Source organism: Pseudomonas sp. GNP013 (assembly GCF_054343995.1).
In genome coordinates, this window is the sequence record NZ_JBTGUT010000001.1 from 2,480,173 (window position 1) to 2,493,380 (window position 13,208).

The window sequence follows — 13,208 nt, forward strand, 5'->3', positions numbered from 1 at the left end:
AAGGAAGTTTTTCATGACTATTCGCTGGCCCGCACTCATCGCATGCGTCTTCATTCTCACCGGATGTGCCGGAATGCAGAACCCGCAAAAAGCCAACCTTGCGCACTGCGCAACTCAGTTCAAGGCCTACAAAGCCGAGAACTACCCTCTGGTGCTGCAAGAGGGTGATTTGTGCCTGCAGAAAAACACCCTGCCCGCCTCACTGCAAAGTCTGGTTTACGCGTTGCAGGCCGACGCCTACAGCAACCTCAAGCAATTTGCGCAAGCCGTTACAGCCAAGGAAAAATCCCTGCAATTGGCGACCAAGCCTGACCCACGCGCCAACCTGGACTTGAGTGCCATGTATCGCGACGCTGGCAACCCGAAAAAAGCCCTTGAACTGGTGCAGTACAACCTGGACAACGGCCTGGGAGAAGCCGGAAAAGGCTCGGGCTTCCACATGCCGACCTACTATCACCTGGGCCTTGCACTGACAGACCTGGGCCAGTACCGGGAAGCCGCTGAAGCATTCAGCACCGGCCTTCAACGCCAGCCGGACTTTGCCTGGGCTTACTACGCGCGCGGCATCGCGTACGACCATCTGGGAGACAGGGACAGCGCCAAGGCTGACTTCCTGAAGTTCTCGCAGATCGTCAAAAAGAAATACGTGGAGGAGAAGCACAAGGCCAAGCTGGCTGAGTATGGGATATCGGTGCCGTAACAGGAGCGTGGTTATTGGCTGATTGCTGGCTTTTATGAAGGGCTGCAATCGGCCAATTGCTGCCCGTCACGAATGGCAAAAACTCTCCCATTATGTCGCTACGCCAGCCTGCTCATGTTCGAGCCGCGCCCGTGCAGGATCAACGAACCCCAACATATTGGACAATGCTTCGAAATCGAACTTTCGCCGCCGGTGAGCAGCGAACGCCTTATCCATGAGCGCAGCAGTTCGGCCATTCGGATCTGTAACCAGACGGGCAACCGGTGAGTTATCGGTAGTCGGTAGGTTTGCTCCGACAAAAAAACCCGTGCTTAGCGGGCCTAAAAATGTTCAGTCTCTATTAGCTCTCAATCCGCTTTCCAAGGAGTCTTTGATACAAGCCAAGTGGAACAAACGGCCAAAACTAGTAAGCTCAATAGTCCACCACTTCTTTCCCCACTCATGATTTCCAATCACACTGAAGAACTCTGGATCAGAAGTATTGTTGTATGTTATCAGACCAAGCGACTGGAGGTGATGAACGTACATTTGCAAATAACTTGGAAAATTCAAAGCTTCCGGGTCGACTGCAAACCGGGGAAGCCACTGCCTCGGCTCCCCTGGAAAGCCGCATCGCTGAAGCTCAGCGGCAATTAGGTCAAAACTTACGGTCCATTCTTGAGCAGACAAACCAAAGTAGACCTTTCCCGTTTCAGAAGACAAAATATTTATCAGGTTCGCCTCATCAGGTGAAAGCTGGCTTATCACGTTGACAAATGCAGGGTGCGCTTCGCGTAATCTATCCCTATCGAAAGTCCTCGATAACAGGTCACTGTACATATTTCCAAGTAATTCGCCATCATCAAAATATTTTAGTTTCTCAATAATTGGCAATGCCAATGATGGAATTGGCGCTACTCTTCGAGGTTCTGGGACAGACCTGATTGTTTTATCAATCCAGCGTGCCACGCGATCTTGGTAGGCAGCAGTGAGTTGCAAAGGCAATAGTGCTAGCCGAATAGTTTTGACCGCATCCACGCCGATTTTGGATGCTTCCTTGATGGAGTCTTTTGCGGCCTCAGTATAAAAATCTTCCGCAACCTTGCTAAGGTCAACGCTGACTTCTGCTTTTAATTCGGGAATTACCATGGCCTGCCTCCATATCCTTGAGCGACCGAGTATCGGTCAAGGTTTGACAACCGGCCAGCTCTGCTCAGGTATTTCGCTGCAAATCGTGCCGTCAACCGCAGGGGCGAGCAAAGCCCAGCCCAGTGACAGTAACAAGGCCATGGCCGCGCATCGGGGCTTTTTCCCCCGCCAGCTTTTCATTGTTCGAAGACTGATGGCAGTAGGTAGCATTGTGTACATGGCTTGTGCTCCACGTGATGGAGGACAAGGATCGGCCAGCCAGCAACGGGCACTAAGGGCCGACGTAGCCATCCATGATCCCACTACTGACCCTTGCGAGGGCATGAAAACTATAAAAATCCGTAAGCCCTCTTTGCTTATCTAGCATAGGCTTTCGCCAGCGATGGCTATGCACCAAACGCTGGGTGATTTACTGTCGCGCTAGACCTTGGAGGCGCAGCGGGATTGACCGTAAGGAGGTGAGTTTCGTCTAGTCAGAATCTGTTCTCAAACACGAAAGGAAAATGCGCCTTGATAGAAGATATGATTACTGCGTTGCGCTACAAGAGTGAGGGCACTGACATTGATTTCAAATCCGCGCAGTACCGTTTCGTGGGCGGGAGTGAGAACGACAAGGGTGAAATGCTCAAGGACATACTTGCAATCGCTAACTCTTGGCGGGATGGTAACGGATACATCCTCTTAGGATTTAAAGATCAGCGCCCTCATCCTGCTGAGATCGTTGGTATTTCGGGAAGCATTGATGACGCGGCGATGCAGCAATTCGTCCATGGGAAAGTGAAACCCAAACTGACATTTCACTACGAAGAGCACCTATATGACGGTAAGACTGTTGGCGTCATTACTATTCCAAAACAAAAGCGAAGCTTCTACCTCTCTAATCCTTACGGAAAACTGAAAAGTAATGTCGTATACGTTCGACGCGGCAGCAGTACCGACGAGGCAGAGCCTCCAGAAATTGCAGCAATGGCGATCGCGGATAGTGGCCGCGCGGAAGTCAGCGTGGATCTTTCGATTCTTACCATACATAACGACGAACTCCCAACTAGGAGTGCACACCGCTATCTCCAATTCACCGAAAAATTCCCGAACTATGAGAGCCCTCGGCGAACCTTAGGCCCCTTCGACATTGACATAAGGTCACCTATGTCAGGAGACAACCGTAATTTTTGGAGAGAGTACGCAGAATATATTCAAGTCAGCGAGGCGGTCATTCAGATGCAGTTTGTGCTCCATAATCGCTCCGAGGTGCAGCTCTCCAACGCTAAACTTGAGGTGTTGGTCGAGCCTCAGGAGGGGCAATCCGTCCACCTACTCGCGGGAAGTGACCTTCCAGAAGAGCCGAGCAGCAAGCACGACTTCACCATGGGACTTCGCACATTACCCGAGGTGTTAGCTAGTCAAAATCCGCGTCTAATTGTTGACGAGAATGGTAACGCGCCACGATGCCTCGTGCGTTTTGGCTCACTATTGCCGGGGGAGGAAGGATGGTCAGTTGACACTTTTGCCATAGTCCCTTCAGCTCCTGGAAAGCTAATGCTGCGCTTCCGCATTCTAGCTGGGGAGATAGCGACGCCTATACAAATGGAGCGTGTGATAGAAGCGACCGGCTCAGTTGAATCGCTTGATTTTTCAAGTTTTAAGAGCTTTGTACGCGCGCGATGATCCGGTATTTTCTTCATTGTGGACTGAGCAGATTTGGTTCTCCCGACCCCATGACAGTCTGCTCTGGGTCGGAAGCGAACAGCTTCTTTCGGCCAGCGGTCCATGAACCGCTGGCCGCTTGCCCCTGTGGCAGAGGGCTCGGTGATTTGCTGCTAGTCTCCAGTGGTTTTTGGCCGTCCTTTTTTTAACTCGACACGTTGTTTTAGAAAAGTGAACGCATCACCCCTAATTGAATCGTGAGAATTTTAGACATGGACACACCATCCAGAGCGAGCACGTCGAAGCGCTTTTGCAGGCGCTGGAACGAGACAAGGACGCGCTGCTTACGCTAGGCATGGAAGTTGTTAGCCTTGCTGGCAGTCCAATGTACCCATTGGACTGGATGGTGTTCGCTGCCATTAAGCGAAGTGTTAGCACCTCGAGTGCTCTGACAGCAATGGTCAGGACCTGGAATATGGTCTGTGTGAATCGACCCTGATTTCGTAGGCGTCTTCGATCATCTGTAAAGCGCAAGAAGCAGCCCTGAATGAAAGCCGCTTTCTTGCCGTTTGCTGCCCTCAATCAAGGGCAGCTATGGGTCGATTGTAGACGGTCGCGAAAGACCGGAACCGACCCAAAGCTATCAGTCGTAAGAATTTTAAATCGGAGATCAGATGAACTGCCCGGTAGCTTTCAAGACGGCTACGTCGAACCGGCGGTCCAATCGTAACCTGAGCAAATACGGCTAGGCGCAGGCCATACCCGTATAGCCTTCCGTCCTGAGAATGTTCTATTCAGTCAAGGAAACCTGCCTCTGCGGTGCAGGGGCTCAAGCCACTTCAGGTGCGTGATTTTTTATCAGGCTCATTGCCGGGGACTTTTGCACCTTCCGAACCTGGCGCGCCATCTGCGCCTGGCGTACCACCCGTTCCTCCAGCGCCGCCGGAACCTCCTTTACCGGAACAGTGCCACTCCCACCATTACCGCCCGCCCCTCCATTTCCACCCGCACTCCCACCAGCGCCGCCATTACCGCCTGCTCCGCCATTTCCCGCCAACTGCTGCGCCGCCGGCGAGCCGCAGATCAAGTGACGGTCGGGCATCTGCTTCGCAGCCACTTCAATTGGATAAGCGTAAACAGATGAGCAGGCGGCGTACGCCATGCCTAAAGCGATTATGCTGGTTGCAATCTTCATGGCTGCTCTCACACTTGTCGGGCTGTCGATCCACTCAACACAGGCAAGCCAATGTTCAGTTCCCTCCTATCGAATGGTCAACCCCTGACCCCTGACCGGTCAGAACCGGTGGCACCCTGGTGGAGCTTTACGAAAACAGTCCTGGCTGCGACAGCCCTATCGTTGGTACGTGACGGCTTGATCGGATTAGACGACGCCATTCCTGATCAGCCTTTTACGTTACGCCAGCTACTGCGGCACGAAGCAGGTCTGGCTGATTATGGCGAACTGGCGACCTATCACGCCGCTGTCAAGAACAATGAGCCAGCCTGGCCAGCCGATGAAATGATGCGGCGCCTTGACGGCGCTCGGCTTCGATACAGTCCCGGAACGGGTTGGCGTTATTCGAATGTCGGCTACCTGCTCATCGGCAGGCTGATTGAACGGCTGACCGATCTGACGCTTGAGGAAGCGGTGGTTCAACGGGCGCTTTCTCCTTCGGGCCTATCGAACGTTCGCTTTGCAAAAACGCGGGCGGATTTGCAAACAACCTATTCTGGAAGTCCCGCACAGTATGACCCCGCATGGGTTTACCACGGCTTGTTGATCGGTCCGGTTTCGCAGGCCGCGTTATTTCTGGACCGACTCTTCTGTGCAGACCTGCTGCTCTCCACGAGCCTGCTTGAGGAAATGCAGACAGCACGCGCCCTGGGCGGTCCGATTCGCGGTCGCCCCTGGATCACGCCGGGTTATGGCCTTGGCGTGATGCAGGGGACGATTGACGGGGGGTATTCCCTGTGTGGACACACGGGCGGCGGACCCGGCAGTGTCATTGCTGTCTACCGGCTCTGCGCTGGCGAAAAATCGGCGTGTTGTGCTGCTTTTGAGGCGGGTGCCAGTGAAGGTGCCGTCGAAGCCTTCGTTGTTGAGCAACTGATGCAGGCTTTGCGTCTGGGTGGCTGAAGACGTCCCGATCCGCCATGCGCCAAAAAAAGACATCCACCCGACCGCCCGGTTGCGAGTGGCACGATCTCGACCTATGGTCCAAGGCATGTTTTGCATTTGCTGTCCCCCTTCCGCACTCAGGTGACGACATGCCCACACCCTCCCGCCCCGCCGTGCTCGAGCTGATCGGCAATACGCCGCTGGTTCGCGTCAGCCGTTTCGACACTGGCCCCTGCACCCTGTTTCTCAAGCTCGAATCACAGAACCCCGGCGGTTCCATCAAGGACCGTATCGGCCTGGCGATGATCGACGCCGCCGAGCGCGATGGTCGTCTGCGCGCCGGCGGCACCATTATCGAAGCCACTGCCGGCAACACCGGCCTGGGTCTGGCGCTGGTCGGCCGGGCCAAGGGCTATCGCGTGGTGCTGGTGGTGCCCGACAAGATGTCCACGGAAAAAGTGCTGCACCTCAAGGCCATGGGCGCCGAGGTGCATATCACCCGTTCGGACGTGGGCAAGGGCCATCCCGAGTATTACCAGGATGTGGCCGCGCGCATGGCCAAGGACATTCCCGGCTCGTTTTTCGCCGACCAGTTCAACAACCCGGCCAATCCGCTGGCCCACGAGACCAGTACCGCGCCGGAAATCTGGGCGCAAACCCAGCATGACCTCGACGCGATTGTGGTGGGCGTGGGTTCGGCGGGTACGCTCACCGGGCTCACGCGGTTTTTCAAGCGCGTGCAGCCGGAGCTGGCGATGGTGCTGGCCGACCCGGTGGGCTCGGTGATGGCCGAGTACAGCCGCAGCGGCCGCATGGAAACGCCCGGCTCGTGGGCGGTGGAAGGCATCGGCGAGGACTTCATCCCGTCGATTGCCGACCTCTCCAGCGTGCGCCACGCCTACTCCATCAGCGATGAAGAGAGCTTCGACCACGCGCGCCAGTTGCTCAAGGCCGAGGGCATTCTCGGCGGCTCGTCCACCGGCACCCTCCTCGCCGCCGCGCTGCGCTACTGCCGCGAACAGACCGAGCCCAAGCGCGTGGTGACCTTTGTGTGCGACACCGGCACGCGCTACCTGTCGAAGGTCTACAACGACCAATGGATGAATGACGCCGGCCTGTTGCAGTACAAACATTACGGCGACCTGCGCGACCTGATCGCCCGTCGTTTCGAGGACGGCCGCGTCATCAGCGTGAGCCCCGACGACACCCTGCTCACCGCCTTCCAGCGCATGCGCCTGGCCGACGTATCGCAACTGCCGGTGCTGGTGGACGGCCAGGAACTGGTGGGTGTGATCGACGAGTCCGACATCCTGCTGGGCCTGCACCATGACGCTGCGGATTTTTCCATGATCGTTGCCAGCGCCATGACCGACACCTTGCGAACCCTCGACCCCAGCGCCAGCCTGGCCGAACTGCAGGCCGAGCTGGATCGCGGCCTCGTCGCCATCATTGCCGACGCGTCGGGCTTCCATGGCCTGATCACCCGTGTCGACCTGCTCAACCATTTACGGAGGTCCCTTGCATGAGCCAGCCCGATAAAAACGCGTTCGCCACCCGTGTCATCCACGCCGGGCAAGCGCCCGACCCGAGCACGGGCGCACTGATGCCGCCGATCTACGCCAACTCCACCTACCTGCAGGACAGCCCCGGTGTGCACAAGGGCTTTGACTATGGCCGCTCCCACAACCCGACGCGCTTTGCTCTGGAGCGCTGCGTAGCGGACCTAGAAGGCGGCACTCAGGCATTCGCCTTCGCTTCCGGGCTGGCCGCGATCTCCACCGTATTGGAATTGCTCGATGCCGGCGCGCATATCGTCTCCGGCAATGACCTGTACGGCGGCACCTTCCGCCTGTTCGACAAGGTGCGCCAACGCAGTGCCGGGCATCGGTTCAGCTATGTCGACTTGAGCGATGTGGCGGCGTTTGAAGCGTCGTTGCAAGACGACACGCGCATGGTCTGGGTCGAGACCCCGAGCAATCCCCTGCTGAGCCTCACCGACCTGCGCGCCGTGGCGCGTATCTGCCGTGCGCGCGGCATCCTTTGCGTGGCCGACAACACCTTCGCCAGCCCATGGATCCAGCGCCCGCTGGAGCTGGGGTTTGATGTGGTGGTGCATTCCACCACCAAGTACCTCAACGGTCACTCGGACGTGATTGGTGGCATCGCGATTGTCGGCGACAACCCGGCGCTGGCCGAGCGCCTGGGCTTCCTGCAGAACTCGGTTGGCGCCATTGCAGGGCCGTTCGATGCATTCCTGACCCTGCGCGGTGTAAAGACCCTGGCCCTGCGCATGGAGCGCCATTGCAGCAACGCACTGCAATTGGCGACCTGGCTGGAGCAGCAACCGCAAGTGGCGCGGGTGCACTACCCCGGCCTGACATCCCACCCACAGCACGACCTGGCGCAACAGCAGATGCACGGGTTTGGCGGGATGATTTGCGTGGACTTGAATACCGACCTGGCCGGTGCCAGACGTTTTCTGGAAAACGTCAATCTCTTCGCCCTGGCCGAAAGCCTGGGCGGCGTGGAAAGTCTGATCGAACACCCGGCGATCATGACCCATGCCAGCATCCCGGCGGCCACCCGCGCGCAGCTGGGGATTGGCGACGGGCTGGTGCGGTTGTCGGTAGGGGTTGAAGATGTAGAAGACCTGCGTGCCGACCTGGCCCAGGCCCTGGCTCATATCTAAAGACTTGAGGCAGCAACGATCAAATGTGGGAGGGGGCTTGCTCCCGATGGCGGTGAATCAGTCAGCAATCCAGTACTGACCCGCCGCCATCGGGAGCAAGCCCCCTCCCACACGAAATCCGTGTCTTAGACTGAGGTAACCCCGGCCCGCGCGCTGTGCAGCTTCTTGTAGCTCTCGATCAGACGCAAGTGCCGGTCCAGCCCTTCAAGCTTCATGCTGGTCGGCGTCAGGCCATAAAAGCGCACGCTGCCGGCGACCGAGCCGATCACCGCGTCCATGCGCTCGTTGCCGAACATACGGCGGAAATTGGCCTCGTAGTCTGCCAGCGCCAGGTCGTCGTCCAGCTCCATCTCCAGCACCGCGTTCAGCGCCTGGTAGAACAAGCCGCGTTCGGCGGTGTTGTCGTTGTACTGCAGGAACATCTCCACGCACTCCTTGGCTTCTTCGTACTGCTTGAGAGCGAGGAAGATCAGCAGCTTCAACTCCAGAATGGTCAACTGGCCCCACGCGGTGTTGTCGTCGAATTCGATGCCGATCAGGGTGGTGATATCGGTGTAGTCGTCCAGCTCGCTTTCGATCAGGCGTTCGACCAGCGCGTGCAGTTGCGCGTCATCCAGGCGGTGCAGGTTGAGAATGTCTTCGCGGAAAAACAGCGCCTTGTTGGTGTTGTCCCAGATCAGGTCGTCTACCGGGTAGATTTCCGAATAGTCGGGCACCAGGATCCGGCAGGCAGTGGCGCCCAGGTGCTCGTACACCGCCATGTACGACTCCTTGCCCATGCTCTCGAGGATGCCGAACAGGGTCGCGGCTTCCTCGGCATTGGAGTCTTCGCCGTGGCCAGAGAAGTCCCACTCGACGAATTGGTAATCCGATTGCGCGCTGAAAAAGCGCCACGACACCACGCCGCTGGAGTCGATGAAGTGCTCGACGAAGTTATTCGGCTCGGTGACCGCCTGGGCTTCAAAGGTCGGCTGCGGCAAATCGTTCAAGCCTTCGAAACTGCGGCCTTGCAGCAGCTCGGTGAGGCTGCGCTCCAGCGCCACCTCCAGGCTGGGGTGCGCGCCAAACGAGGCGAATACACCGCCGGTACGCGGGTTCATCAGGGTCACGCACATCACCGGAAACTCGCCGCCCAGGGACGCATCCTTGACCAGCACCGGGAAGCCCTGGGCCTCCAGGCCTTGAATGCCCGCGAGAATGCCGGGGTACTTGGCCAGCACTTCAGCCGGCACGTCCGGCAAGGCGAATTCGCCTTCGATGATTTCGCGTTTAACAGCGCGCTCGAAAATCTCTGACAGGCACTGCACCTGGGCTTCGGCGAGGGTATTGCCCGCGCTCATGCCGTTGCTGAGGTAGAGATTCTCGATCAGGTTGGACGGGAAATACACCACCTCGCCATCGGACTGGCGCACAAACGGCAGCGCAACGATGCCGCGCGCTTCGTTGCCGGAGTTGGTGTCGAACAGGTGCGAACCGCGCAACTCGCCGTCGCGGTTGTAGACCTTCAGGCAGTACGCATCGAGGATTTCCCCCGGCAGTTCGTCGTTGGGCCCGGGCTGGAACCAGCGCTCATCCGGGTAATGCACGAACGGCGCATTGGCCAGTTCCTCGCCCCAGAACTGATCGTTGTAGAAAAAGTTGCAGTTGAGCCGCTCGATGAATTCGCCCAGGGCCGACGCCAGCGCGCCTTCCTTGGTGGCGCCCTTGCCGTTGGTAAAGCACATCGGCGACTGCGCATCGCGGATATGCAGCGACCACACGTTGGGCACGATATTGCGCCACGAGGCGATCTCGATCTTCATGCCAAGCCCGGCGAGGATGGCGGACATGTTGGCGATGGTCTGCTCCAGCGGCAGGTCCTTGCCGGCGATGCGGGTGCCGGCGCCTGCAGTCGAGCCTGGCATCAGCAGGGCCTGGGCGTCGGCGTCGAGGTTCTCGACTTCCTCGATGACGAACTCGGGACCTGCCTGCACCACTTTCTTTACGGTGCAGCGGTCGATGGAGCGCAGGATGCCCTGGCGGTCCTTGTCGGAGATATCGGCGGGCAACTCGACCTGGATCTTGAAGATCTGGTTGTAACGGTTTTCCGGGTCGACGATGTTGTTCTGCGACAGGCGGATATTTTCCGTGGGGATATTGCGCGTCTGGCAATACAGCTTCACGAAGTACGCCGCGCAGAGTGCCGACGACGCGAGAAAATAATCAAAGGGCCCCGGCGCCGAACCGTCGCCCTTGTAGCGAATCGGCTGGTCGGCAATCACCGTGAAGTCATCGAACTTCGCTTCAAGTCGGAGGTTGTCGAGAAAGTTGACCTTGATTTCCATGGGGGCACACCAGAATAACGGCTGAACAAAAATGGCCGCCATTATGAGGTTTTTCCCCGGAAAGTTTCAGGCTTTTGCCAAAGCCTGCGCGAATGAGCAAAAAATCGAACGGCAAAACCACGGGGCACTCCAAACCCTGTGATGTCACTCAAGCTGATGTCCCATCATCTTTTTTCTGATTGGAGAACAGCCCCATGCGACCTCAAACCTCCTTTATTTTCGACCTCGACGGCACCCTCACCGACAGCGTTTACCAGAACGTAGCCGCCTGGAAAGAAGCCCTCGACGCCGAAGGCATCCCGCTGGCGATGTGGCGCATCCACCGCAGGATCGGCATGAGCGGCGGCCTGATGCTCAAGTCGTTGTCCCGCGAAACCGGGCTCGACATCAGCGAGCCCCAAGCCGAACGCCTGAGCAAACTGCATGCCGAGGCGTATGCGCGACTGCAGGGGCAGATCATCGCGCTGCCGGGCGCCGTCGCGCTGCTCGACCACCTCAGCCAGGCCGGCCTCAACTGGTGCATCGCCACCAGCGGCGGCCTGGACACCGCGAAGATCAACCTCAAGGCGCTGGAACTGGACATTGACGAGGTGAACATCATCACCCGTGACGATGTGAAGTACGGCAAGCCCGACCCGGACCTGTTTCTGGCCGCCGCGCGGCATATGAAGGTGCCGATCGACGAGTGCCTGGTGATCGGCGACGCCGTGTGGGACATGCTCGCCGCGCGGCGTGCCAAGGCCACCGGGATCGGCCTGCTGTCGGGGGGCTATGACATCGGCGAACTGGAACGTGCGGGCGCGCTGCGGGTTTACGAAGACCCGCAGGACCTGCTCGACCACCTCGATGAGGTCGCCTCACGCCCCTGAATGCCGCCCCGCAGTGCCTGGCAAAAAATCGGCCATCAACTTATTCGAGGTGATGCCGATGACCTGTCTGGCACTTCAGGGAGCAGCACCATGCGCAACAACCAGCCCGTAACACAGCGTGAGATTTCCCTCGCGCCGTCGCAGAAACTCATCTCCGCCACCGATACTCAGGGGATGATCACTTACTGCAACGACGCGTTCGTCGATATCAGCGGTTTTGACCGCGCCGATCTGATCGGCGCACCGCAGAACATCGTGCGTCACCCCGATGTCCCGCCGGCGGTGTTTGCGCACATGTGGCGCGCGCTCAAGCAAGGCCAGCCGTGGATGGGCATCGTCAAGAACCGTTCGAAAAACGGCGATCACTATTGGGTCAACGCTTACGTCACGCCGATATACGACGGCAGCCGCGTCGTCGGTTTCGAGTCGGTGCGGGTAAAACCCACCGCCGATGAAATCCGCCGGGCCCAGGCGCTGTACCAGCGGATCAGCCGAGGCAAACCCGGTGTACCGCGCCAGGATGCCTGGCTACCGACGGCCGTGGCGTGCGTGCCGTACATGGCCACGGGCCTGGCCGGCAGCGTGGCCGGGATGTTTTTCGGCGCTCCGGTGGCGATTGCCGTTGCGCTGGCCGTGGCCGTGCCGGTGGGCGTGCTCTGCGCGCGCTGGCGCCAAGGCAGCACACTGCGCCTGCTGGCGGGTGTGGAACCGTCGACCTCGGATGCGTTGATCGCGCAGATGTACAGCGACGCGCGCGGGCCCCAGGCACGTCTGGAAACCGCGTTCCTCAGCCAGACCGCGCGCCTGAAAACCTGCCTGACGCGCCTGCAGGACAGCGCCGAGCAGCTCAGCGCCCTCGCCGGCCAGTCCGACCAGTTGGCCACTGCCAGCGCCCGGGGCCTGGACCGCCAGCGTGTTGAAACCGAACAGGTATCGGCAGCCGTCAACCAGATGGCCGCCACCACCCAGGAAGTCGCCAGCCACGTACAACGCACCGCCGACGCCACCCAGCAGGCCAATGTGCTCACCGGTCGTGGTCGTGAAGTGGCGCGCGATACCCGCGAAGCCATCGAGCGTTTGTCTGCCGTGGTCGGCGAAACCGGCGCCACCGTGGCGCAGCTGGCCCGCGACAGCGACGAAATCGGCAGCGTGGTCGATGTGATCAAAGGCATTGCCGACCAGACCAACCTGCTGGCCCTCAACGCCGCCATCGAAGCGGCGCGCGCCGGCGAGCAAGGACGCGGCTTTGCCGTGGTGGCCGACGAAGTACGCCAGCTGGCGCAACGCACATCGCAATCCACCACGCAGATCCACGCCCTGATCACCCAGCTTCAGGCCTCGTCCAATAACGCGGTCAGCAGCATGCAGAACGGCCACCGCCAGGCCGAGGAAGGCGTGGCCCGGGTGCTCGAAGCCGACCAGGCGCTGGTCGGCATCAGCGAAGCGGTGGCCAATATCACCAACATGACCACCCAGATCGCCGCCGCCACCGAGGAGCAAAGCGCGGTCGCCGAAGAGATCAGCCGCAACATCACCACCATCGCCGAGCTGGCCGACCAGACCTCATTGCAGGCCCATCAATCCACCGACCTGAGCAAGGAACTGACCAACACCGCAGCCACGCAGTACGCGCTGGTTGAGCGGTTCAATCGCTGAGGCGCGGCTGAGGTAAAGCCCGCTGTGGGGGCCGGTCAGCAAGAACCTCAGGCGAGCGCATCCCCTGTGGCGAGCGGGC

General features: G+C 59.1%; 10 protein-coding genes and 1 pseudogene. 8 read left to right on the top strand and 3 right to left on the bottom strand.

Annotated features, from left to right (window positions below; genetic code table 11):
- The first annotated feature begins 13 nt into the window (after positions 1-13).
- Positions 14-700: a tetratricopeptide repeat protein gene (locus tag ACXX81_RS10920; protein WP_209981731.1), complete on the top strand. Its 687-nt coding sequence runs from the start codon at positions 14-16 to the stop codon at positions 698-700.
- Positions 701-1,030: 330 nt separating this feature from the next.
- On the opposite strand, the gene ACXX81_RS10925 is transcribed toward ACXX81_RS10920, so the two are convergent.
- Positions 1,031-1,828, bottom strand: coding sequence for an Abi-alpha family protein (locus tag ACXX81_RS10925; protein WP_458571663.1), 798 nt, complete (start codon positions 1,826-1,828; stop codon positions 1,031-1,033).
- A gap of 510 nt (positions 1,829-2,338) precedes the next feature.
- Here ACXX81_RS10925 and ACXX81_RS10930 point away from each other — a divergent pair.
- A complete protein-coding gene (locus tag ACXX81_RS10930) occupies positions 2,339-3,493 on the top strand; it encodes an AlbA family DNA-binding domain-containing protein (protein WP_458571664.1) in 1,155 nt (384 codons plus the stop codon).
- A gap of 808 nt (positions 3,494-4,301) precedes the next feature.
- Here ACXX81_RS10930 and ACXX81_RS10935 read toward each other — a convergent pair.
- Positions 4,302-4,667: a hypothetical protein gene (locus ACXX81_RS10935; RefSeq protein ID WP_458571665.1), complete on the bottom strand. Its 366-nt coding sequence runs from the start codon at positions 4,665-4,667 to the stop codon at positions 4,302-4,304.
- A gap of 51 nt (positions 4,668-4,718) precedes the next feature.
- Here ACXX81_RS10935 and ACXX81_RS10940 point away from each other — a divergent pair, with 51 nt between their 5' ends.
- The 3 genes from ACXX81_RS10940 (at position 4,719) to ACXX81_RS10950 (ending at position 8,280) form a co-directional block, all read left to right on the top strand.
- The gene (locus ACXX81_RS10940; RefSeq protein WP_458571666.1) at positions 4,719-5,609 is read left to right on the top strand and encodes a serine hydrolase domain-containing protein; all 891 of its coding nucleotides are present in this window, start codon (positions 4,719-4,721) and stop codon (positions 5,607-5,609) included.
- A gap of 131 nt (positions 5,610-5,740) precedes the next feature.
- Positions 5,741-7,117, top strand: coding sequence for a pyridoxal-phosphate dependent enzyme (locus tag ACXX81_RS10945; protein WP_458571667.1), 1,377 nt, complete (start codon positions 5,741-5,743; stop codon positions 7,115-7,117).
- The gene (locus tag ACXX81_RS10950) at positions 7,114-8,280 is read left to right on the top strand and encodes a cystathionine gamma-synthase (protein WP_458571668.1); all 1,167 of its coding nucleotides are present in this window, start codon (positions 7,114-7,116) and stop codon (positions 8,278-8,280) included. Before ACXX81_RS10945 ends, ACXX81_RS10950 begins: the two co-directional genes overlap by 4 nt.
- A gap of 125 nt (positions 8,281-8,405) precedes the next feature.
- On the opposite strand, the gene ACXX81_RS10955 is transcribed toward ACXX81_RS10950, so the two are convergent.
- Positions 8,406-10,604, bottom strand: coding sequence for an OsmC domain/YcaO domain-containing protein (locus tag ACXX81_RS10955; protein ID WP_458571669.1), 2,199 nt, complete (start codon positions 10,602-10,604; stop codon positions 8,406-8,408).
- Positions 10,605-10,798: 194 nt separating this feature from the next.
- Here ACXX81_RS10955 and ACXX81_RS10960 point away from each other — a divergent pair, with 194 nt between their 5' ends.
- The 3 genes and pseudogenes from ACXX81_RS10960 to ACXX81_RS10970 all read left to right on the top strand — a co-directional run bounded on the left by ACXX81_RS10960 (position 10,799) and on the right by ACXX81_RS10970 (position 13,129).
- Positions 10,799-11,473 (top strand): HAD family hydrolase, encoded by a 675-nt coding sequence (locus tag ACXX81_RS10960; RefSeq protein WP_231421163.1) that lies wholly within the window; start codon positions 10,799-10,801, stop codon positions 11,471-11,473.
- A gap of 174 nt (positions 11,474-11,647) precedes the next feature.
- A pseudogene (locus tag ACXX81_RS10965) lies at positions 11,648-11,836 on the top strand (PAS domain-containing protein); the annotation flags it as partial.
- 195 nt (positions 11,837-12,031) lie between these two features.
- Positions 12,032-13,129: a methyl-accepting chemotaxis protein gene (locus ACXX81_RS10970; protein WP_458572579.1), complete on the top strand. Its 1,098-nt coding sequence runs from the start codon at positions 12,032-12,034 to the stop codon at positions 13,127-13,129.
- The last annotated feature ends 79 nt before the right edge of the window (positions 13,130-13,208 follow it).

Bases quoted from the DNA above. Each gene is read 5' to 3' on its own strand.
- ACXX81_RS10920 (WP_209981731.1), top strand. From the start codon at position 14: ATGACTATTCGCTGGCCCGCACTCATCGCATGCGTCTTCATTCTCACC.
- ACXX81_RS10925 (WP_458571663.1), bottom strand. From the start codon at position 1,828: ATGGTAATTCCCGAATTAAAAGCAGAAGTCAGCGTTGACCTTAGCAAG.
- ACXX81_RS10935 (WP_458571665.1), bottom strand. From the start codon at position 4,667: ATGAAGATTGCAACCAGCATAATCGCTTTAGGCATGGCGTACGCCGCC.
- ACXX81_RS10940 (WP_458571666.1), top strand. From the start codon at position 4,719: ATGTTCAGTTCCCTCCTATCGAATGGTCAACCCCTGACCCCTGACCGG.
- ACXX81_RS10945 (WP_458571667.1), top strand. From the start codon at position 5,741: ATGCCCACACCCTCCCGCCCCGCCGTGCTCGAGCTGATCGGCAATACG.
- ACXX81_RS10950 (WP_458571668.1), top strand. From the start codon at position 7,114: ATGAGCCAGCCCGATAAAAACGCGTTCGCCACCCGTGTCATCCACGCC.
- ACXX81_RS10955 (WP_458571669.1), bottom strand. From the start codon at position 10,604: ATGGAAATCAAGGTCAACTTTCTCGACAACCTCCGACTTGAAGCGAAG.
- ACXX81_RS10960 (WP_231421163.1), top strand. From the start codon at position 10,799: ATGCGACCTCAAACCTCCTTTATTTTCGACCTCGACGGCACCCTCACC.
- ACXX81_RS10970 (WP_458572579.1), top strand. From the start codon at position 12,032: ATGGCCACGGGCCTGGCCGGCAGCGTGGCCGGGATGTTTTTCGGCGCT.